Source organism: Actinobacillus lignieresii (genome assembly GCF_900444945.1).
In the GTDB taxonomy this organism is placed as follows: Bacteria; Pseudomonadota; Gammaproteobacteria; order Enterobacterales; family Pasteurellaceae; genus Actinobacillus; species Actinobacillus lignieresii.
On sequence record NZ_UFRM01000001.1, the window covers coordinates 2146148 to 2165361 of the forward strand.

A 19214-nucleotide genomic window follows, 5' to 3' on the forward strand; every position below is an offset into this window, starting at 1 on the left:
TGTGAACTATGTCATAAAATTGATAAATTGTTGTTGCACAAAAAAAGTACGTGGGCATACTAAAGGCAGTTCTAATGTTTAAATTTTAAACATTGTCCAAAAGCGTTTACCGTTGTTTTACTTCATAGGAGAAATCATGATGAAAATGCGTGCTGCTGTGGTTGCCCCACAATGTGATGGAACAGTTGAAATTGTTGAACGTGACATTCCGGAAATCAAAAATGGCGAAGCCCTTGTTGAAGTTGAATATTGCGGCGTATGTCATACCGATTTACACGTCGCTGCCGGCGATTACGGTAAAAAACCGGGTCGTATCTTAGGCCACGAAGGGATCGGTATAGTTAAATCGATCGCACCGGATGTGACTAATTTAAAAGTCGGTGATCGTGTCAGTATTGCATGGATGTTCGAGAGCTGCGGCTCGTGCGAATATTGCACTACCGGACGCGAAACGCTTTGCCGTAGCGTGAAAAATGCCGGCTATACGGTGGACGGCGGTATGGCGACGCACTGTGTCGTAACGGCAGATTATGCGGTAAAAGTACCGGAAGGCTTAGATCCGGCACAAGCAAGTAGTATCACTTGCGCCGGCGTAACCACTTATAAAGGGATTAAAGTCTCGGGCGTACGTGCTGGACAATGGATTGCGATTTACGGTGCCGGCGGTTTAGGTAACTTGGCGGTGCAATATGCGAAGAAAGTATTCGGCGCACGTGTGATTGCGATCGATATTAATGACGATAAACTGGCGTTTGCCAAAGAAGTCGGTGCGGATTTAACCATTAATCCGTTAAAAGAAGACAGCGTACAAGTGATTCAAGAAAAAGTAGGCGGTGCGCATGCGGCGGTTGTGACGGCGGTATCCAAAGTGGCGTTTAACGCTGCGGTGAACTGCGTTCGAGCAGGCGGTCGCGTGGTGGCTATCGGTCTGCCGCCGGAAACCATGGATCTTTCTATCCCTCGTATCGTATTGGACGGTATTGAAATTGTAGGCTCGTTGGTCGGTACTCGTCAAGATCTTGCCGAGGCGTTCCAATTCGGTGCGGAAGGTTTAGTGGTACCGTTAGTGCAATTACGTCGCTTGGACGAAGCGAATGACATTTTCCAAGAAATGCGTGACGGTAAAATTCAAGGTCGAATGGTTATCGATATGAAAAAAGGCTGCGGTTGCGGCTGTAGCCACTAAGCCTTAATCGGCAAGCGGTCGTAAGTCGGAAGATTTACGACCGTTTTTGTTTTTATGTTTAATTATACCGATTTGGGCTTTTGGCAAATTTCCGTTAAAATTCGACCGCTTATAACTCAACAGAAAATAAAATGAATAAAAAACCTTTAGCGATTTTTTTAATGGGCCCAACGGCTTCGGGTAAAACCGATTTGGCGATTGCTTTGCGCCAAACGCTTCCGGTGGAAGTAATTAGCGTGGATTCCGCACTGATTTATAAAGGGATGGATATCGGTACGGCAAAACCGAGTAAAGCGGAATTGGAGCTTGCCCCTCACCGTTTGATTGATATTTTGGATCCGAGCGAAAGTTATTCGGCGATGAATTTCCGAGAAGACGCTTTGCGTGAAATGGCGGAAATTACGGCAAGCGGACGAATCCCGTTATTGGTCGGCGGGACAATGCTTTATTATAAAGCTTTACTGGAAGGGCTTTCTCCTTTACCTTCGGCGGATCCGGCGATTCGTGCCGAAATAGAAGCGAAAGCCGAGCAAATCGGTTGGAGCGGTTTGCATCGCGAATTATTGGCGATTGACCCTATTGCCGGAAATCGCATTAATCCGAATGACAGCCAACGAATTAATCGTGCTTTGGAAGTGTTCTATATTACCGGTAAAACAATGACGGAGCTGACCGCTCAACAGGGCGATAGCTTGCCTTATAACGTCCTTCAATTTGCGATTGCGCCGCAAGACAGAGCGGTATTACATCAACGTATCGAACAACGTTTTTATAAAATGATGGAACTCGGCTTTCAACAAGAAGTCGAAAAATTACGTGCCAGAGGCGATTTACACAAAGATCTTCCGTCGATTCGTTGCGTCGGTTATCGTCAAATGTGGGAATATCTTGACGGTGATGTTTCACTGGATGAAGCGATTTACAAAGGAATCTGTGCGACTCGCCAGCTTGCCAAGCGTCAAATTACTTGGCTGCGAGGTTGGAACGGTGAAATAACGTGGCTGGACAGCTTAGATCCGACCAGTTCTAAGCTAAAAATGATCGAAAAGATCGCACAAAATTCAATTAAATTATGATAATATCATCTTTGCCTTTGGCACTAAGACGATATTTACCACAACAATAAAAAAGGAAAAGAAAATGGCAAAAGGTCAATCTTTACAAGATCCATATTTGAATGCACTTCGTCGTGAGCGTATTCCTGTTTCAATTTATTTAGTTAACGGCATTAAATTACAAGGTCAAATCGAGTCTTTCGACCAATTCGTAATTTTATTAAAAAATACGGTAAGCCAAATGGTTTACAAGCACGCTATTTCAACCGTAGTTCCGGCACGTTCCGTATCTCATAACAACGGCGGTGCGGCACATACGCAACAATCTCCTGCGGTTGAAGCGGTTGCAGATAAAGCGGAATAATTAAGCTATTACTACACAAGCTTTTTTAACTGATCAGATACCAAATACAGATGAAAACGCTGTATTTGGTTTTGCTTTATCTGAGAAACAGACAAAAGACTTTTCTCATACGCAAGATAAAGCAGTCTTAGTCCATCTCTTTCTTTCTCAAACTAAAGATATTGAGAATCTTATGGAATTTCAAACGCTTGCTGAATCAGCAGGTGTTGAAATTCTTGCCACACTCACCACCTCTCGCTCCGCACCGCATATCAAATATTTTGTCGGACAAGGCAAAGCCGATGAAATTGCTCAAGTCGTGAAAGATTTAGGTGCAACGGTAGTGTTGGTTAATCATGAATTAAGCCCTTCTCAAACTCGTAATCTGCAAGCATTATGCGAATGTCGGGTGGTGGACAGAACCGGTCTGATTTTAGATATTTTTGCCCAACGTGCCAGATCGCACGAAGGGAAATTACAGGTCGAGTTAGCTCAGCTTAAACATTTGGCAACACGTTTGGTACGCCGTTTGGGCAATCAGGATCAGCAAAAGGGTGGCGCAGTCGGTTTACGCGGGCCGGGTGAAACTCAGCTGGAAACCGACCGCCGTTTGATTAAAGTACGAATTCAACAACTGCAAAATCGCTTGGAGAAAGTGAATAAGCAGCGCAGTCAAAATCGGAAAACTCGCCAAAAAGCGGATATTCCGACCGTGTCGTTGGTGGGTTATACCAATGCGGGCAAATCGACTTTATTCAATGCGATTACTAATGCCGGTGTTTATGCGGCGGATCAGTTATTCGCAACGCTTGATCCGACTTTACGCCGAATGCAGATTCAAGATGTTGGCACGACGATTTTGGCGGATACGGTCGGTTTTATTCGTTTCTTACCGCATGATTTGGTTTCCGCCTTTAAATCGACTTTACAGGAAACCACCGAAGCGAGTTTACTGTTACACGTGATTGATGCGGCGGATGATCGTAAAAATGAAAATATTGACGCGGTCAATCAAGTCTTAGATGAAATCGGTGCGTTAGACATTCCAACGTTATTGGTCTATAACAAAGTTGATAAACTCGAAGGTGTGATGCCGCATATCGAGCGTAATGACAACGGTAAACCGGTAGCGGTTTATCTCTCCGCACAAGCTAATCAAGGTATTGATTTGCTATATGAGGCGATTAGAGAATGTTTACGCAACGAGTTGGTGTGTGAGAAAGTATTATTACCGGCAACCGCGGGGCAAATTTATACGCAATTTCACCTACAACGTTGTATTAAAAATGAAAGCTTTAATCAGTTTGGTGATCGATTGGTTGAAGTGGAAGTCGATTTAGTACAATGGAATAAATGGTTAAAACAATTTCCCGAATTAACCGAATATGTTGAATTTGCAATTTGGGAAGAGGACTAGAATACAAGCGGTAGCATTGCTACCGCTTTTTGTATTTAGTAACGACGAATTTCTGGTGGTCTATAATTTTGAATAAATTGATCGATTTCAGCAAGCTCATCGGAGAATAACACACAATCCAAATCGGTTTGAGTCAGAAAACCGTTATCGACCATTTGTTGATAAAAGGCTTTAAGCGGTTGATAGTAACCTTCGATATCAAAGAAAATACAAGGATTGTTATTTTGTCCGATTCTCGCCCACGATACCACTTCGCTAATTTCTTCCAACGTCCCGGGACCTCCAGGCAGAGCTATATAAGCATCGCCCAATTCAATCATTTTTAATTTTCGTTCCGGCATATTTTTAACGACAATCAGCTCGGTAAGCGAAGGATGAGCTAATTCCCTTTCTTGCAAAAAGGTCGGGATCACGCCGGTTACTTTGCCGTGCCTCGCTAATACGCTGTCGGCAACAATTCCCATCAAACCTGCTCTTCCGCCGCCGTAAATCAATTGATATTGATGTTTGACAATCCATTCGCCGAGTGCTTGTGCGGCTTGTTGATATTGCGGTTTGTTTCCTACGCTTGCGCCGCAATAAACGGTAATATTCATTGGCTTTCCTATTTTTTCCGATTAAACTGAAATTATTATGACAAGCCGAACAAGGAAATACAATGCAGATTCAAGATTATCAAAACTGGGTTAGAACGTTTTATCAGATGCAGGGTTGGTATTGCTATAACCCGTTTATTCGAGTGAACTTTTTAAGCGAAGAAGTCGGGGAAGTGGCGCGGGCAGTGCGAGCGATTGAAATCGGTCGAGATCGTCCGGATGAAACCGAAGCCTCTTACCAAGAAAAAAGAGCGTGTTTGATCGAAGAACTGGGCGATGTGCTGGATAATTTGTTTATTTTGGCGGATAAATACGATATCTCGATTGAAGAAGTGATTGAGAAGCATCAAGCGAAATTTATCAAACGTTATGTAAAAGACGAATAAAAAAAGACCGCTTGTTATCATTAACAAGCGGTCTTTTTTTATGAAAATTTAGCGAGTGCCATAAACGACAATGGTTTTACCGTGTGCTGAAATTAAGCCTTCATCTTCTAGCATTTTTAAGATTCTACCGACCGTTTCTCGAGAACAACCGACCATTTGACCGATTTCTTGGCGGGTAATCTTAATTTGCATTCCTTCAGGGTGGGTCATTGCATCCGGCATTTTCGCCAAATTCATTAAGGTTTGTGCGATACGACCGGTTACGTCTAAGAAAGCGAGGTTACTTACTTGGCGTGAGGTTTGGCGTAGGCGGCGAGCCATTTGCGCGGAAAGATACATAAGAATATCCGGATTTAAATGCACAAGCTGTTTGAATTTTTTATACGAGATTTCCGCAATTTCGCAAGCGCCTTTGGTTTTGACCCAAGCGGTACGCGGCTGAATAGTGTCTTCAAATAAACTGATTTCACCGACAAATTCACCTTGACCGAGGTGAGAAAGGATCATTTCTTTCCCTTCTTCATCTTTAATAAACACTGCAACGGAGCCGCTGACGATATAGAATAATGATTCGGCATCCTCACCCGCATGAATAAGCGTATATTTTGACGGATAACGATGAATATGACAGTGAGTCAGAAACCATTCCACCGCCGGATCATGAATAGACGGGGCGGACAGCTCACTGTCTAGCTGAGGTGTTGAAATTGAAATATCTTGCATCTGCATAAAAAACCTCTATAAATCATTTATAGCTTTTAAGTGGTTAAAACGTAAGAATTATATCATGCTCGACATGATTAACCTAAGAAAGATTTTTTGTCTTTAATATCTAAACTTTGGTGTAGTTCCGACCAAACGATCACGACTTTATCCGCTTTTAATTGTGCGAGCAAACGTTCGCGTTTTTCCTCTAAAGAAAGTTCTCTTTCGCCGTAATCGGTGCTTTCTCGTAAAATAAATGAATCCAATACATTATTTAATGTTGCAGGTTCAAGTTCTTGCCACGGAATAATCATAAAACTTACTCAAATAACGGCTTAATTAATGCCCATTGTTTTTCAAAATGTTGATGTTGGTTGTAACTGAAGTTGGAACGTACTAAACGTAAAAATTGACCTTCGCAAAAATTCACTAAATAGCCTGCCAATGCACGTTCGTCCTCGAACGTTTTACCTTCACGCAATTTACTCATCTGTAAAATATTGGCGAACTGAAATTCTAAGCCGTCAAAAAATTTGGCGACTCGTGCTTTTAATTGATCGTCTTCAAACATCAGCGCATGACCGGTTAGAATGCGAGTTACTCCCGGATTTTTGCGGGCGAATTCGATCACGGTGTAGAGAATCGCTTTAACGGTGGATGCCGTGGTATTTTCTTTGCGTTTACTGGCGTTAATATAACCGGTTAAGGTCTGTTCGATACGCTCAATTAATGCCTCAAACATCTTCGTTTTGCTTGGAAAATAACGGTAAAGCGCACCTTCCGAAACGCCGACCGCTTTGGCTAAACGCTCGGTGGTTACACGTTGCATACCGTCTTCGGAATTTAATAAGCCAATCAGCACTTCAAGGACTTGCTGTTGGCGTTCTTTTACCGATTTTTTAGGCATCTTAACTGTGGGTTGTATCATAAATTTCTCTTTGTTTTGCCAATCTGCTTATTATCAAAAGAAGTCGCAAGCGGTCATTTTTACAAAATTTTTTACAAATTCGACCGCTTGCTTGAGTAGCGAATATTACTGTTTACCCGAATGACCGAAACCGCCTTCGCCACGTTCGGTTTGTGCAAAATCGTTTACGATATTGAAGCTGGCTTGCACTACCGGCACGAAAACTAACTGTGCAATGCGGTCGCCGACTTCCACTGTGAAAGGTTTATCGCTACGGTTCCACAATGAAACCATCAACGGGCCTTGATAATCGCTATCGATTAAACCGACTAAATTGCCTAACACGATACCGTTTTTATGCCCTAAACCTGAACGAGGTAAAATCACTGCGGCTAAATTCGGATCGGCGATATAAATGGAAATACCGGTTGGGATCAGGATGGTTTGACCCGGTTCTACGGTTAAAGCGCTTTCAGTTAAGGCACGTAAATCCAAGCCTGCCGAACCTTCGGTTGCATAAGCCGGTAAGGGAAATTCGTTGCCGATACGGCGGTCTAAAATTTTTAAGTCGATTTGTTTCATTTATGTTCCTATTTGTCGTGTTTAAATTGCTCAATAATCTCGTGAACTAAGGCTTCCGCCAGTTTTCTTTTATCGGCAAGCGGTAGCATTTTCTCACCGTCTTGCCAAAAGAGTTGCAGAGCATTTTGATCTTGCCCGAATACCTGTCCGCCGGACACATCATTAGCACAGATTAAATCTAAGTTTTTGCGTTTAAGTTTATCTTTGGCATAGCTTGCGACATCTTGCGTCTCTGCCGCAAAGCCGACGGTAAACGGGCGATTTTCGGTTAAATTTGCTACATTGGCGATAATGTCCGGATTTTTAACCAATTTAAGCATCAGCTCGTCAGTATCAGCGGTTTTCTTGATTTTTTGCGGAGCGATTTCCGCCATACGATAGTCGGCAACTGCAGCACAACCGATAAAAATTGCAGACTTTTGCGCAAATTTGACCGCTTGCTGCTCCATTTCTACCGCAGATTCTACATCGATTCGAGTGACATTTGCCGGTGTGGCAAGATTGACCGGACCGGCAATCAGATTTACAGTTGCGCCACGTTTGGCGAAGGCTTCGGCAATTGCAAAGCCCATTTTGCCGGAACTGTGATTGCTGATATAACGTACCGGATCGATCGCTTCACGGGTCGGACCGGCGGTAATTGTCACACTAATATCTTTCAGATCTTGTATATGGTTAAAGTGATCACATACCGTTTGGAAGATCTCGCTTGGCTCGGACATTCTGCCGGCACCGACATCACCGCAGGCTTGGAAACCGCTATTCGGACCGATCATTTGCACGCCGCGATTTGCCAACACCGCTAAATTTTCTTGCGTGATTGCTTGTTTGAACATTTGTTGGTTCATTGCCGGTGCGAGTAAAATCGGGCTGGCGGTTGCCAAGCAGAGGGTAGAGAGCAAATCATTTGCCATACCGGCACGTAAACGCGCGATAAAATCGGCGGATGCCGGCGCAATAACGACTAAATCCGCCCATTTTGCCAGTTCGATATGACTCATTGCTAATTCCGCTTGCGGATCTAACAGAGAAGTTGATACCGCATTCGCCGAAATCGCTTGCAGGGTAAGCGGAGTAACGAAGGCTTCTGCTGCAGGCGTTAAAACCACCCGCACATCGGCATTAGCTTTTTTTAAATGACGAATTAATTCAATCGTTTTATAAGCGGCGATTCCACCGGTAATTCCCACTAAAATGCGCTTGTTATCGAGCATAGTAATTCCTATTTTGAAATGTATTTGATCGCTAACATCTTTGTTCGAGCAAAGTCATTAACAATAATGTAATTCTACCTTAATAAGCACTCACTCACAATCAATCCGTTTTTGCGATCCGTATCGAAAAAATCAAATTTTCCTTTTGTGTCAATTAATTAGCTTCTTTATGCTGTTTTCTTATTCGGTTTAATTGAGCAAAAAATAATGGATAACGTTGTATTAATGCCAAGAGAAAAATTATTGGCTTCCGGAGCGGAATCACTCACCGATCAAGAATTGTTGGCGATTTTTTTACGTACGGGTATTAAAGGCATGCCGGTAATGCAATTATCACAAGAAGTATTGAACTGTTTCGGTTCGTTACGAGAATTGTTAAGTGCGGATTTAGCTACTTTCTGCCGTATGAAAGGCTTAGGAAAAACACAATTTATCCAGTTGCAAGCATCAAAAGAGATGATAAAACGTTATTTAGCGCAACAAATGCGGGTACGGGAAAATATTAACGAGCCTTATTTAGCCGTGATGTGTTTTCAGGCGGAACTGGAATCGGAAGAGCGAGAAGTATTTATGGTGATGTTTCTTGATAATCAGAATCGGTTGATTAAAAAAGAAAAAATGTTTTACGGCACCATTAATCAAGCAACGGTTTACCCTAGAGAAATCATTAAAGAAGCATTAAAATGTAATGCGGCGGCAATTATTGTTGCACACAATCATCCGTCGGGAAATTGTACTCCTTCCGAATCGGATAGAGCATTGACGAAAAAACTGGAAATGGCGTGCGATTTGGTCGGTATTCGCTTTGTCGATCATATCGTTGTCGGCAAAGGCGATTATTTTTCCTTCGAAGAAGAGAAGTTTCGCCGAAATAATTGATAAATTGAGGCTTGAATAACGCTATTAAAGCGAGTATAATCCGTGGTCTTTAAATATGACTTTGGTCGGGCTGAGCCTGACGAGGCAATTAGCCGAACTGATTATAAGTGCTAATCGCCCGAACCATTTAAACATTACTTAAGTAATTGGAGAATTAAAATGTCAAGAGTTTGCCAAGTAACCGGCAAGCGTCCAGCAGTTGGTAACAACCGCTCACACGCATTAAACGCGACTCGTCGTCGTTTTTTACCTAACTTACATACTCACCGTTTCTGGGTTGAGAGTGAAAACCGTTTCGTAACTTTACGCTTAACAGCGAAAGGTATGCGTATTATCGATAAAAAAGGCATCGATGCAGTATTAGCTGAAATCCGTGCTCGTGGCGAAAAAATCTAAGGAGCTAACCAATGGCAGCTAAAGGTAATCGTGAGAAAATCCGTTTAGTTTCTTCAGCAGAAACCGGTCACTTCTACACTACAACTAAAAATAAACGTAATATGCCAGAAAAAATGGAAATCAAAAAATTTGATCCGGTTGTGCGTAAACACGTTATTTATAAAGAAGCGAAAATCAAATAATTTGTTTCAATCTTCTTTTAAAAACCCGACTTTTCAGTCGGGTTTTTTTATGGCTAAATGTAAAAAAATCGTTCCGATTTTGAACCGTTGTACTCGAATATTGTCGCAAGCGGTAAAAATCGCTTCCCTTTTTGTAAAAAAAATGTACTATTAGCCGTCTTTAAATGTAACCCTACATTTAAGCTTGTTTCCAACCTATCCCATCTTCTTTTGGGACATATAGGGTAAAAACAAAAAAGCTGAAACGCTTTTTTTAATAAGTAGCGAGTCAAATGCCCCATGGCATCTGTTTTTTAGAAACAGAAAGCTTAGGCTTCCCGCAAGGCACCCGACTTATTTTTTTCACCTCTTTTTAGAAGGTTTTATTTCAAATGACAATTACCACTCCTGTAAAAGCAGTTCTCGCATCAAACAAACATTTCTTAGATCGCCAAGATCAAATGGAATCGAATGTTCGTAGTTATCCTCGTAAATTACCTTTTGCGTATGCAAAAGCACAAGGTTGTTGGGTAACGGACGTTGAGGGTAACGAATACCTTGACTTCTTAGCGGGCGCAGGAACACTTGCACTAGGTCATAATCACCCGGTATTAATGCAATCAATCAAAGACGTATTGGACAGCGGTTTACCATTACATACGCTCGACTTAACCACTCCGTTAAAAGACGCATTCACGGAAGAATTGCTTTCATTCTTCCCGAAAGATCAATATATCCTTCAATTTACCGGCCCATCAGGTGCGGATGCTAACGAAGCGGCAATCAAATTGGCAAAAACTTATACCGGTCGCAGTAATGTGATCGCATTCTCCGGCGGCTTCCACGGTATGACGCACGGTGCGTTATCATTAACCGGTAACCTAAGCGCGAAAAATGCGGTACAAAACTTAATGGCAGGCGTGCAATTTATGCCGTATCCGCACGAATATCGTTGCCCGTTCGGTATCGGCGGCGAAGCGGGTGCAAAAGCGGTTGAACGCTATTTCGAAAACTTTATCGAAGATGTGGAAAGCGGTGTGGTAAAACCGGCAGCGGTTATTTTAGAAGCGATTCAAGGCGAAGGTGGTGTTGTACCTGCACCAATCAGCTTCTTACAAAAAGTACGTGAAGTGACTAAAAAACACGGTATCTTAATGATCGTGGATGAAGTTCAAGCAGGTTTCTGTCGCAGTGGTAAAATGTTTGCATTCGAACACGCAGGCATTGAACCTGATGTTGTGGTAATGTCAAAAGCGGTTGGTGGTTCGTTACCGTTAGCAGTATTGGCGATTCGTAAAGAATTCGACGCATGGCAACCGGCGGGTCACACCGGTACTTTCCGTGGTAACCAATTAGCAATGGCGACCGGTTATGCTTCATTAAAAATTATGCGTGAAGAAAATTTAGCGCAAAATGCACAAGAACGTGGCGAATACTTAACTAACGCATTACGTGAATTAAGTAAAGAATTCCCATGTATCGGTAATGTACGTGGTCGCGGCTTAATGATGGGTATCGATATCGTTGATGAGCGTAAACCGCAAGATGCAACCGGTGCTTATCCACAAGACGGCGAATTAGCGGTCGCAATTCAAAAAGCGTGTTTCAACAATAAATTATTGTTAGAACGTGGCGGCCGTGGTGGTAACGTGGTGCGTGTACTTTGTGCGGTAAACATCAACCAAGCGGAATGTGAAGAGTTTATCAAACGCTTCAAACAATCTGTAGCGGATACAATCAAAGCAGTACGTGGTTAATTCTAACCCTACACGAGCCGTGTAGGGTTGCTTTATCTGAGCCACTTTGTGGCTCTTTTTATATGATAGCTCTAACGGGGCAGGATTTAATTAACTTAGCACGGCTTGTGCTAGGTGCGAGAGAAAAAATGGCAAATATTTCAAAACACAGACAATCGCTTTTCTGTAATGATCCGCAATCTATCGCTGATTACGAAAATGCGATGAATAATGCGGTGCAAGCGGTCAGTAATTGGCTAAAAAATGACAAAATGTACACCGGCGGTTCAATCAAGCAGATGCGTGCTTTGATTGACGGCTTTAATCCGTCAAAAGAAGGCGTAGGCGTACAAAAATCACTTGATCACTTAGTGGAAATTTTCTTAAAACCAAGTCTTAAAGTACATCACCCACATTCGCTTGCGCATTTACATTGCCCGACCATGGTAACCAGCCAAATTGCGGAAGTGTTAATTAATGCGACCAACCAATCAATGGACTCATGGGATCAAAGCCCTGCGGGTTCGATTATGGAAGAACATTTAATTGATTGGTTACGTCAAAAAGTCGGCTACGGTGCCGGTACTTCAGGCGTGTTTACTTCAGGCGGTACGCAATCAAATCTCATGGGCGTATTGCTTGCTCGTGACTGGGCGATTGCAAAAAACTGGAAAAACGAAGACGGTTCGGAATGGTCGGTACAACGTGACGGTATTCCGGCAGACGCAATGAAAAATGTGAAAGTGGTTTGTTCGGAAAATGCTCACTTCTCAGTGCAAAAAAATATGGCAATGATGGGTATGGGCTTCCAATCCGTGGTAACAGTGCCTTGCAACGAAAACGCTCAAATGGACGTTGTGGCATTAGAGAAAACATTGGAGGATTTAACCGCACAGGGCAAAATAGTTGCTTGTGTGGTGGCAACTGCTGGTACGACTGACGCTGGAGCAATCGATCCGTTAAAAGAAATCCGTGCAATCACCAATAAATTTGGTGCATGGTTACACGTAGATGCGGCTTGGGGCGGTGCGTTATTACTTTCTAAAGATTTCCGTCATTTCTTAGACGGCATTGAAGAAACCGACTCAATCACGTTAGATTTCCACAAACACTTCTTCCAAAGTATTTCGTGTGGTGCGTTCTTATTAAAAGATCAAGCGAACTATCGTTTTATCGATTATAAAGCGGATTACCTCAATTCAGAATATGACGAAGCACACGGTGTACCGAACTTAGTAGCGAAATCATTACAAACCACTCGTCGTTTTGACGCATTAAAATTATGGTTCACGGTAGAAGCGTTAGGCGAAGATTTATATGCTTCAATGATTGACCACGGTGTGAAATTAACCAAAGAAGTGGAAGGCTATATTAACGCGACTGACGGCTTAGAAATGTTAGTGCCAAGCCAATTCGCTTCGGTGTTATTCCGTGTGGTACCGCAAGGCTATCCGGTAGAATTTATCGATACCTTGAACCAAAACGTAGCGGACGAGCTTTTCGCACGTGGCGAAGCGAATATCGGTGTAACCAAAGTGGGCGACAAACAATCTCTTAAGATGACTACGTTAAGCCCGATCGCAACCTTGGAAAACGTGAAAGCGTTATTAGCACAAGTATTAGCGGAAGCGGATCGCATTAAAGATTCGATTGTAAGCGGTACCTACGTGCCGCCGATTGATTAATCAGTAAAACTTTAGCTAAAAAAGACCGCTTGTAAGCGGTCTTTTTTGTGCGTTATAGCTATTTTTTAATCAAATAGCGTAAAGTTGCACCGTCTTGTTCTACGCTTAATAATGTATAACCGTGGTTTTTAACATCAACCGGAATATTATTGATAGATTGCGCACAATCGCTTAGTACTTCTAAGATCTCACCTTCTTGTAAAGTCGGTAACGTTTCTAAAGTGGCGATAGCCGGATACGGGCAAGGTTCTCCGAGCATATCTAAAGTGTAGTCAGGTGTGATTTCACTGGGATGTTTGTCTTTTCTGGTTAGTTAATGGTATAAGTATTGGTCGCCGCCACTCTTGCTTTCGCTTTGCGAATAAAGCGTTTTTCCCACCATACGATAAAGATAAGGCAGGCAATCATTAAGGCATAGTTAATCAATAAGCCACTAACCGGACCGAATGATTTTAATAGATTAATTTTTTCATAATCTAAAGCAAGTACCGGAGCGAGATCATCCCAAAGGTAAGCAAGTAAGGTAGAACCGATAACATTACCGACGCCCACCCACATAAAATGTACTTGTCCTTCCATTGCACGGTACATCCACCCGGTTTCACAACCGCCGGCTAATACGATACCGAAGCCGAATAATAAACCGCCGATAATCGCATTCGGCCCCGCCCACATAATTTTAGGTTCCATGCCTAATTGAATGTAACTGAATACGCAAATAGTACCGATCAACATCCCGTAAATAATCGCTTTGCCCATATGCGAACGACCTGAAACCCAGAGATCACGGAAGGCGGAAGTAAAGCAAATTTGCGCTCGTTCGATCAATAAACCGAAGCCGAGTCCGAATAACATCGCAAAACCCAATTTAATCGAATATTGCAAGACATAGATTGAGGCGATTGTCCAAGCAGTAAAGACGGCAACACCAATCCAAAAGCGAAATTGTGCCTGCTTCGGATTACTTGCTTCCACTTTTCCCGCACCTTTTTTCAATTTAAGCGGCGGGCGGAACATCGGGAGCAGAGTAAATTTTACCCCCGCGTAAGTCCCGATTGCGGTAGCAACCGTGAAATACCAAGCATGCATGGAGAATTGCGGAATACCGGTAAACAGAGAGGCGAGGTTACAGCCCATTGCCAAACGTGCGCCGAAACCGGCTAACGCCCCGCCGATTACCGCTTGAAGAATACGGATTTTATTTTGCGGCATCCGAATTTTCATATTATTTGCCCAAAGTGCGGCGGCGATACAGCCGGCGAACATACCGAGAATCATTAAACCGTCGATACGGGTTAAAATCGTTCCGTCTAAGCTGATGAAATTGAAATATCCCCAACCGGAAACATCAACGCCTAATAATTGTAAAATTTCGCCGCCCCAACGGGTAAATTCACCGGTTACCGCCCAATAAGTACCGGTTAGGCCGAAATAATAAGCGGAAAGAATACCGGCTGCGATAACGGCAGGAACGGGATTCCAAAATTTAATAAGATAGGTCTGTTTGAATTGTTGCCAAATTTCTAACATAAGTCCTTAAATCCTTAAGAGAAGTTAAAAATGACAAGCAAAGGTATAATGATGAAGAAATAGAATTGAAAACAATTAGATTCGTTCATTTCCTATACACAAAACTTGCGATATATAAAATGAATCTTTAGAAGATTTAACTAAATTTTAACAATTAAAATAGTTTCGTCAATAGTTTGAAATAACAAACCGAAAATACTTATTTTTTCTTGACTTATTTTGAATAATTGCTTTAATGGTAGGTCGATTTTTTCTTTCTAAATTCAGCAATAAATAATTAATAAGAGGCATATTATGGCAGAGAGTTTTAGCGTTACGCGTCGTTTTTTTGATGATAAAAATTATCCGCGCGGTTTTGCACGCCACGGCGATTACACTATTCGTGAAGCACAAACTTTAGAGCAATTCGGTCAGGCGTGTTTAGCGTTAGAATCAGGTGAGCGTAGCCCGGTAACGGCTGAAGAACAACGTTTCGTTGCTGTAATGAAAGGTGATGAAATTGCTGAAAGCATTATTGAAAAATCATGGTTAAAATACCGTTCATTAACCAGCAAAACCAAACGTATTTATACGCTTTCGGGTAATGCGGGTAACGATGCCGGTGATGATTTCAGCGCGGCTGAATAATCGGTATTTCTGAGCATTTGCAGTTTTAATGATGCCACGAAATACGCTGAAGACACATAAGTGTCGGTAGGGGTATTTTGTGGTTTCTTTTTTTCTACTATTTTTCTACTATTTTAAATTTGCCGTCTTTTAGTCGGCAGGCAAAATGAACCCTGATAAATTATGAATCTTCCTATTGAGCAATATGCCGATCTTCTTGCAGAAAAAGCGAAAAATTTAACCGCTTTACTTGCGCCTTTTAATCCGCCTGAGCTTGAAGTATTTGAGTCTGAAACCAGCCATTTCCGTATGCGTGCCGAATTCCGAGTATGGCATGATACTAACGAAGTCGGAGAAAACGAGCTGTATCACATTATGTTCGATCAGGAAACCAAGCAACGTTATCGTGTTGATCAATTCCCGATTGCCAATCATTTAATTAATAAAATGATGAGCAGCTTATTAGCTGAAATTAAGGGTAATGAATTACTCACTCGTAAATTATTCCAAGTGGATTACCTCAGCACGTTAAGCGGTGAAATTGCGGTTTCAATGCTTTATCACAAAAAGCTAAACGAAGAATGGCAAACGGAAGCTGCAGCATTAAAAGTGCGTTTGGAACATCAAGGGTTTAAGGTACAACTTATCGGACGTGCGACTAAGCAGAAAATTGCGTTAGATCGTGATTATGTGGAAGAAGTATTGCCGGTGGACGGGCGTAATTTAATTTATCGCCAAGTGGAAAACAGCTTTACCCAGCCGAATGCGAAAATGAATATCAAGATGTTGGAATGGGCGAGAAGCTGTACTCGACACAGTAGCGGCGATTTATTAGAACTTTACTGCGGTAACGGGAATTTTTCGATTGCATTAGCGGAGAATTTCCGCCAAGTGTTAGCCACAGAGATTTCAAAATCTTCGGTACAATCGGCACAATATAATATTGAGCAAAACGGGATCGATAACTTGCAAATTATTCGAATGTCGGCGGAAGAATTTACTCAAGCGATGAACGGTGTGCGTGAGTTTAATCGTTTGAAAGGGATTGATTTAAAAGCCTATGATTGCAATACGATTTTTGTGGATCCGCCGCGTGCGGGGTTAGACCAAGATACCTTAAATATGGTACAGGCTTACGAACGAATTTTATATATTTCGTGTAATCCGCATACGTTGGCGGAAAATTTGGCGCAATTAACCCGAACACACCGTATTGAGCGTGCGGCGCTGTTTGATCAGTTCCCTTATACTCATCATGTGGAAAACGGTGTATGGCTGATTAGGAAATAAGCATAAATAGTCGGTTATGCTGAAAAATAAATCATTTAGCGATTTTTGTAGATTTTTCGCTTGACCGATTTAGCTAAAACTTATATTATTCCGCTCGTTTTCAACGGAGGAATGGTCGAGTGGTTGAAGGCACCGGTCTTGAAAACCGGCGAGGGTTTACGCCCTCCGTGAGTTCGAATCTCACTTCCTCCGCCATAAAATTTACAACTTGTTGATTTAATAAATCAGCAAGTTTTTTTCTCTCAACGAGAATACAATTTAGAATATGTTTTCAATCCGGAGGAATGGTCGAGTGGTTGAAGGCACCGGTCTTGAAAACCGGCGAGGGTTTACGCCCTCCGTGAGTTCGAATCTCACTTCCTCCGCCATCTATTTAGGGCCGCTTGTAATGCAAATTACAAGCGGTTTTTTCTTGGCAAAATTTTCAAATTTTCTGATAAATTTGGCCGCTTACAGCTAATAAAAAAGCACAGAACTTATATTCTGTGCTTTTGGCTTTTTATAACCAGCCTTTGCGTTTAAAGTAGATATACGGGGTGGCGGCGGCGCAAATCATTAAGCCGATTGCCATCGGGTAGCCGTATTTAAAATGCAATTCCGGCATAAATTCAAAGTTCATCCCGTAAGTGGAGGCAACGAGCGTTGCCGGGAGGAACATTACCGATACGACCGAGAAGAATTTCATAATTTTATTCTGCTCGATATTGATATAACCCATTGCCGCTTGCATCAAGAAGTTCACTTTTTGGAACAGCGATTCGTTATGCGGCTGGAGCGATTCGATATCTCGCATAATATCACGCGCTTGTTCAAGCTGATTATTCGGCAAACGGGTTTTACGCAATAAGAAACTTAACGCACGTTGCGTATCCATCAGACATAAACGCACTTTTGAGCTGGCATCTTCCAATTCGGTTAAATCGGAAAGCGCATCGTCAAAGTTATCGCTTTCTTGCTTACCGTTTAAGATCACACGGCTTAAGGTTTCTAAATCCGCATAAATCGTTTCGATCACGTCCGCAAGCTGCTCGATTTTGGTTTCGAATAAGTCAAGCAACAATTCGTACGCATTACTATCAATTAATTTTTCACGGCGAGAACGCATTCGATATAAACGGAACGCCGGTAAATCGCGTTCGCGCAGAGTAAATAAACGCCCGTCACGAATGGTAAATGCCACAGTGGCGATATCAGCGTAATCGTCATCATCTAAGCAATAGAAAAAAGAGTGAAGGTGTAAGCCGTCTTCGTCTTCGAAAAAGCGAGCGGAAGCCTCTAAGTCTTCCAATTCGTGTTCTTCGGCAAGCGTTTGGTCTAAACCGCGTTGTAATACGCTACGTTCGTCATCGCTCGGATCGATTAGATCAATCCAAATCGCATCGTTTAACTGATCGGTTGCGGTTTCATCAACACTGATAAGACGTGCGTTATCTAAAGCAAATGCACGGATCATTTTATTCTCCAATGGTTAGGAGGTAATGAACAAAAAGGAACAAAAAAGATACTAGGCGAGAGTTACCGACTTGCCGGCAACCTGAGGGTTTGGACAAGCGGGTTAGAAATCCGATAAGTATCGACTGTGACTGTCCAAAATTGTAATCCTCAAATAAAAATAGTGTGCGAATGGTACAGATTAACCGCTTTCTAGTCAAGCAAGCGGTCATTTACTTGCTTGATTTTGCAAAATTTTAAGGAAAAATGACCGCTTTTTTGCTATCGTTAGCATTCCGAAATAATCAATGAGAATTTGACAATGACTGATTTACAACACACGACAGAAACAACTGAACACGAAACAACGCATTTTGGTTTTAAAACTGTTGCTAAAGAAGAAAAACAGCAACTGGTTGCTAATGTATTCCACAGCGTTGCCGGCAAATACGACTTAATGAATGATTTGCTTTCGTTTGGTATCCATCGTGTTTGGAAGCGTTTTACCATTGACTGCAGCGGCGTGCGTAAAGGGCAAAAAGTGTTGGATCTTGCCGGCGGAACCGGCGATTTTACCGCAAAATTTTCGCGCATTGTCGGCGAAAACGGCGAAGTGGTATTAGCCGATATTAATAGCTCGATGTTGGAAGTCGGTCGTGAGAAGCTGCGCAATTTGGGCGTAGTGGGAAATGTGAATTATGTGCAAGCGAATGCGGAATGCCTGCCGTTTGCGGATAATACCTTCGATTGCGTGGTGATCAGTTTCGGTTTGCGTAATGTGACGGACAAAGGCAAAGCGTTACGTTCGATGTTTCGTGTGTTGAAGCCGGGCGGTCGTTTATTGGTATTAGAATTTTCCAAACCGATTATTGACCCGATTAGTCAGCTATATAATTTCTACTCTTTTAATATTTTGCCGAAAGTCGGCGAAGTGGTAGTCAACGATGCGGAGAGCTATCGTTATCTTGCCGAATCGATTCGTATGCACCCGAAACAAGACGAATTAAAAGCGATGATGGAAAATGCCGGCTTTGAAAGCGTAAATTATTATAACTTAAGTGCCGGTATTGTAGCGTTACATCGAGGATATAAGTTTTAATTTATTGTCA

The 19214-nt window shown here is 42.4% G+C and carries 22 protein-coding genes and 2 tRNA genes; 15 read left to right on the forward strand and 9 right to left on the reverse strand.

The genetic code is table 11. The annotated features are described in order from the left end of the window. Positions 1–136: 136 nt before the first annotated feature. From adhP to hflX, 4 genes are all read left to right on the forward strand, one after another. Positions 137–1186 (forward strand): alcohol dehydrogenase AdhP, encoded by a 1050-nt coding sequence (gene adhP / locus DY200_RS10180; protein ID WP_241971134.1) that lies wholly within the window; start codon positions 137–139, stop codon positions 1184–1186. 131 nt (positions 1187–1317) lie between these two features. Continuing rightward, positions 1318–2262 carry a tRNA (adenosine(37)-N6)-dimethylallyltransferase MiaA gene (gene miaA, locus DY200_RS10185; protein WP_115587885.1) on the forward strand — a complete coding sequence of 315 codons (945 nt, stop codon included), beginning with the start codon at positions 1318–1320 and terminating at the stop codon, positions 2260–2262. 64 nt (positions 2263–2326) lie between these two features. Further along, positions 2327–2605 (forward strand): RNA chaperone Hfq, encoded by a 279-nt coding sequence (gene hfq / locus DY200_RS10190; RefSeq protein WP_005616337.1) that lies wholly within the window; start codon positions 2327–2329, stop codon positions 2603–2605. Positions 2606–2642: 37 nt separating this feature from the next. Then, positions 2643–4001 (forward strand): ribosome rescue GTPase HflX, encoded by a 1359-nt coding sequence (gene hflX / locus DY200_RS10195; protein ID WP_115587886.1) that lies wholly within the window; start codon positions 2643–2645, stop codon positions 3999–4001. A 35-nt stretch (positions 4002–4036) separates the two neighbouring features. Here the strand turns inward: hflX and DY200_RS10200 are convergent, their stop codons facing one another. Then, positions 4037–4597: an LOG family protein gene (locus DY200_RS10200; protein WP_115587887.1), complete on the reverse strand. Its 561-nt coding sequence runs from the start codon at positions 4595–4597 to the stop codon at positions 4037–4039. A gap of 62 nt (positions 4598–4659) precedes the next feature. Here DY200_RS10200 and DY200_RS10205 point away from each other — a divergent pair, with 62 nt between their 5' ends. Beyond that, on the forward strand, positions 4660–4983 hold the full coding sequence (locus DY200_RS10205; protein WP_115587888.1) for a MazG nucleotide pyrophosphohydrolase domain-containing protein: 324 nt from the start codon (positions 4660–4662) through the stop codon (positions 4981–4983). A gap of 48 nt (positions 4984–5031) precedes the next feature. Here DY200_RS10205 and crp read toward each other — a convergent pair whose 3' ends face one another. From crp to coaBC, 5 genes are all read right to left on the reverse strand, one after another. Continuing rightward, a complete protein-coding gene (crp, locus tag DY200_RS10210; protein WP_005599747.1) occupies positions 5032–5706 on the reverse strand; it encodes a cAMP-activated global transcriptional regulator CRP in 675 nt (224 codons plus the stop codon). Positions 5707–5783: 77 nt separating this feature from the next. After that, positions 5784–6002 carry a YheU family protein gene (locus DY200_RS10215; protein ID WP_115587889.1) on the reverse strand — a complete coding sequence of 73 codons (219 nt, stop codon included), beginning with the start codon at positions 6000–6002 and terminating at the stop codon, positions 5784–5786. A 5-nt stretch (positions 6003–6007) separates the two neighbouring features. Next, a complete protein-coding gene (gene slmA, locus DY200_RS10220; protein WP_005620316.1) occupies positions 6008–6616 on the reverse strand; it encodes a nucleoid occlusion factor SlmA in 609 nt (202 codons plus the stop codon). Positions 6617–6721: 105 nt separating this feature from the next. Next, a complete protein-coding gene (gene dut, locus DY200_RS10225; protein WP_115587890.1) occupies positions 6722–7177 on the reverse strand; it encodes a dUTP diphosphatase in 456 nt (151 codons plus the stop codon). Positions 7178–7185: 8 nt separating this feature from the next. Then, on the reverse strand, positions 7186–8391 hold the full coding sequence (coaBC, locus tag DY200_RS10230) for a bifunctional phosphopantothenoylcysteine decarboxylase/phosphopantothenate--cysteine ligase CoaBC (protein ID WP_115587891.1): 1206 nt from the start codon (positions 8389–8391) through the stop codon (positions 7186–7188). A 207-nt stretch (positions 8392–8598) separates the two neighbouring features. Between coaBC and radC the strand changes: the two genes are divergently transcribed. The 5 genes from radC (at position 8599) to ddc (ending at position 13248) form a co-directional block, all read left to right on the forward strand. Beyond that, positions 8599–9270 (forward strand): RadC family protein, encoded by a 672-nt coding sequence (gene radC, locus DY200_RS10235; protein ID WP_115587892.1) that lies wholly within the window; start codon positions 8599–8601, stop codon positions 9268–9270. A 159-nt stretch (positions 9271–9429) separates the two neighbouring features. Next, positions 9430–9666 carry a 50S ribosomal protein L28 gene (gene rpmB / locus DY200_RS10240; protein ID WP_005599762.1) on the forward strand — a complete coding sequence of 79 codons (237 nt, stop codon included), beginning with the start codon at positions 9430–9432 and terminating at the stop codon, positions 9664–9666. 11 nt (positions 9667–9677) lie between these two features. Further along, positions 9678–9848 (forward strand): 50S ribosomal protein L33, encoded by a 171-nt coding sequence (rpmG, locus tag DY200_RS10245; protein WP_005599764.1) that lies wholly within the window; start codon positions 9678–9680, stop codon positions 9846–9848. Between the two features lie 371 nt (positions 9849–10219). Then, the gene (locus DY200_RS10250) at positions 10220–11584 is read left to right on the forward strand and encodes a diaminobutyrate--2-oxoglutarate transaminase (protein ID WP_115587893.1); all 1365 of its coding nucleotides are present in this window, start codon (positions 10220–10222) and stop codon (positions 11582–11584) included. Between the two features lie 128 nt (positions 11585–11712). Beyond that, positions 11713–13248 (forward strand): L-2,4-diaminobutyrate decarboxylase, encoded by a 1536-nt coding sequence (ddc, locus tag DY200_RS10255; RefSeq protein ID WP_115587894.1) that lies wholly within the window; start codon positions 11713–11715, stop codon positions 13246–13248. Positions 13249–13306: 58 nt separating this feature from the next. On the opposite strand, the gene yedF is transcribed toward ddc, so the two are convergent. Together yedF and yedE are read right to left on the reverse strand one after the other, a co-directional pair. After that, positions 13307–13531, reverse strand: a complete 225-nt coding sequence (gene yedF, locus DY200_RS10260) for a sulfurtransferase-like selenium metabolism protein YedF (RefSeq protein WP_115587895.1) — start codon at positions 13529–13531, stop codon at positions 13307–13309. Between the two features lie 26 nt (positions 13532–13557). Then, a complete protein-coding gene (yedE, locus tag DY200_RS10265; RefSeq protein WP_115587896.1) occupies positions 13558–14778 on the reverse strand; it encodes a selenium metabolism membrane protein YedE/FdhT in 1221 nt (406 codons plus the stop codon). Between the two features lie 294 nt (positions 14779–15072). On the opposite strand from yedE, the gene DY200_RS10270 reads away from it, so the two are divergent. The 4 genes from DY200_RS10270 to DY200_RS10285 all read left to right on the forward strand — a co-directional run bounded on the left by DY200_RS10270 (position 15073) and on the right by DY200_RS10285 (position 17042). Then, a complete protein-coding gene (locus DY200_RS10270; RefSeq protein WP_005599777.1) occupies positions 15073–15405 on the forward strand; it encodes a MaoP family protein in 333 nt (110 codons plus the stop codon). A 162-nt stretch (positions 15406–15567) separates the two neighbouring features. Continuing rightward, the gene (trmA, locus tag DY200_RS10275) at positions 15568–16674 is read left to right on the forward strand and encodes a tRNA (uridine(54)-C5)-methyltransferase TrmA (RefSeq protein WP_115587897.1); all 1107 of its coding nucleotides are present in this window, start codon (positions 15568–15570) and stop codon (positions 16672–16674) included. A 105-nt stretch (positions 16675–16779) separates the two neighbouring features. Next, positions 16780–16869: transfer RNA gene (locus tag DY200_RS10280), tRNA-Ser, on the forward strand. 83 nt (positions 16870–16952) lie between these two features. Further along, positions 16953–17042 (forward strand) — tRNA-Ser (locus tag DY200_RS10285). Between the two features lie 131 nt (positions 17043–17173). On the opposite strand, the gene corA is transcribed toward DY200_RS10285, so the two are convergent. Next, complete coding sequence (gene corA / locus DY200_RS10290; protein ID WP_005599781.1) at positions 17174–18127, reverse strand: magnesium/cobalt transporter CorA; 954 nt, start codon at positions 18125–18127, stop codon at positions 17174–17176. A 300-nt stretch (positions 18128–18427) separates the two neighbouring features. Here corA and ubiE point away from each other — a divergent pair, with 300 nt between their 5' ends. Beyond that, a complete protein-coding gene (gene ubiE, locus DY200_RS10295; protein WP_115587898.1) occupies positions 18428–19204 on the forward strand; it encodes a bifunctional demethylmenaquinone methyltransferase/2-methoxy-6-polyprenyl-1,4-benzoquinol methylase UbiE in 777 nt (258 codons plus the stop codon). The last annotated feature ends 10 nt before the right edge of the window (positions 19205–19214 follow it).

Coding starts and splice junctions, on each gene's coding strand:
- slmA (WP_005620316.1), bottom strand. CDS start 6,616: ATGATACAACCCACAGTTAAGATGCCTAAAAAATCGGTAAAAGAACGC.
- DY200_RS10215 (WP_115587889.1), bottom strand. CDS start 6,002: ATGATTATTCCGTGGCAAGAACTTGAACCTGCAACATTAAATAATGTA.
- ubiE (WP_115587898.1), top strand. CDS start 18,428: ATGACTGATTTACAACACACGACAGAAACAACTGAACACGAAACAACG.
- rpmG (WP_005599764.1), top strand. CDS start 9,678: ATGGCAGCTAAAGGTAATCGTGAGAAAATCCGTTTAGTTTCTTCAGCA.
- DY200_RS10270 (WP_005599777.1), top strand. CDS start 15,073: ATGGCAGAGAGTTTTAGCGTTACGCGTCGTTTTTTTGATGATAAAAAT.
- corA (WP_005599781.1), bottom strand. CDS start 18,127: ATGATCCGTGCATTTGCTTTAGATAACGCACGTCTTATCAGTGTTGAT.
- hfq (WP_005616337.1), top strand. CDS start 2,327: ATGGCAAAAGGTCAATCTTTACAAGATCCATATTTGAATGCACTTCGT.
- DY200_RS10250 (WP_115587893.1), top strand. CDS start 10,220: ATGACAATTACCACTCCTGTAAAAGCAGTTCTCGCATCAAACAAACAT.
- ddc (WP_115587894.1), top strand. CDS start 11,713: ATGGCAAATATTTCAAAACACAGACAATCGCTTTTCTGTAATGATCCG.
- yedE (WP_115587896.1), bottom strand. CDS start 14,778: ATGTTAGAAATTTGGCAACAATTCAAACAGACCTATCTTATTAAATTT.
- adhP (WP_241971134.1), top strand. CDS start 137: ATGATGAAAATGCGTGCTGCTGTGGTTGCCCCACAATGTGATGGAACA.
- radC (WP_115587892.1), top strand. CDS start 8,599: ATGGATAACGTTGTATTAATGCCAAGAGAAAAATTATTGGCTTCCGGA.
- DY200_RS10200 (WP_115587887.1), bottom strand. CDS start 4,597: ATGAATATTACCGTTTATTGCGGCGCAAGCGTAGGAAACAAACCGCAA.
- crp (WP_005599747.1), bottom strand. CDS start 5,706: ATGCAAGATATTTCAATTTCAACACCTCAGCTAGACAGTGAGCTGTCC.
- dut (WP_115587890.1), bottom strand. CDS start 7,177: ATGAAACAAATCGACTTAAAAATTTTAGACCGCCGTATCGGCAACGAA.
- coaBC (WP_115587891.1), bottom strand. CDS start 8,391: ATGCTCGATAACAAGCGCATTTTAGTGGGAATTACCGGTGGAATCGCC.
- miaA (WP_115587885.1), top strand. CDS start 1,318: ATGAATAAAAAACCTTTAGCGATTTTTTTAATGGGCCCAACGGCTTCG.
- rpmB (WP_005599762.1), top strand. CDS start 9,430: ATGTCAAGAGTTTGCCAAGTAACCGGCAAGCGTCCAGCAGTTGGTAAC.
- trmA (WP_115587897.1), top strand. CDS start 15,568: ATGAATCTTCCTATTGAGCAATATGCCGATCTTCTTGCAGAAAAAGCG.
- DY200_RS10205 (WP_115587888.1), top strand. CDS start 4,660: ATGCAGATTCAAGATTATCAAAACTGGGTTAGAACGTTTTATCAGATG.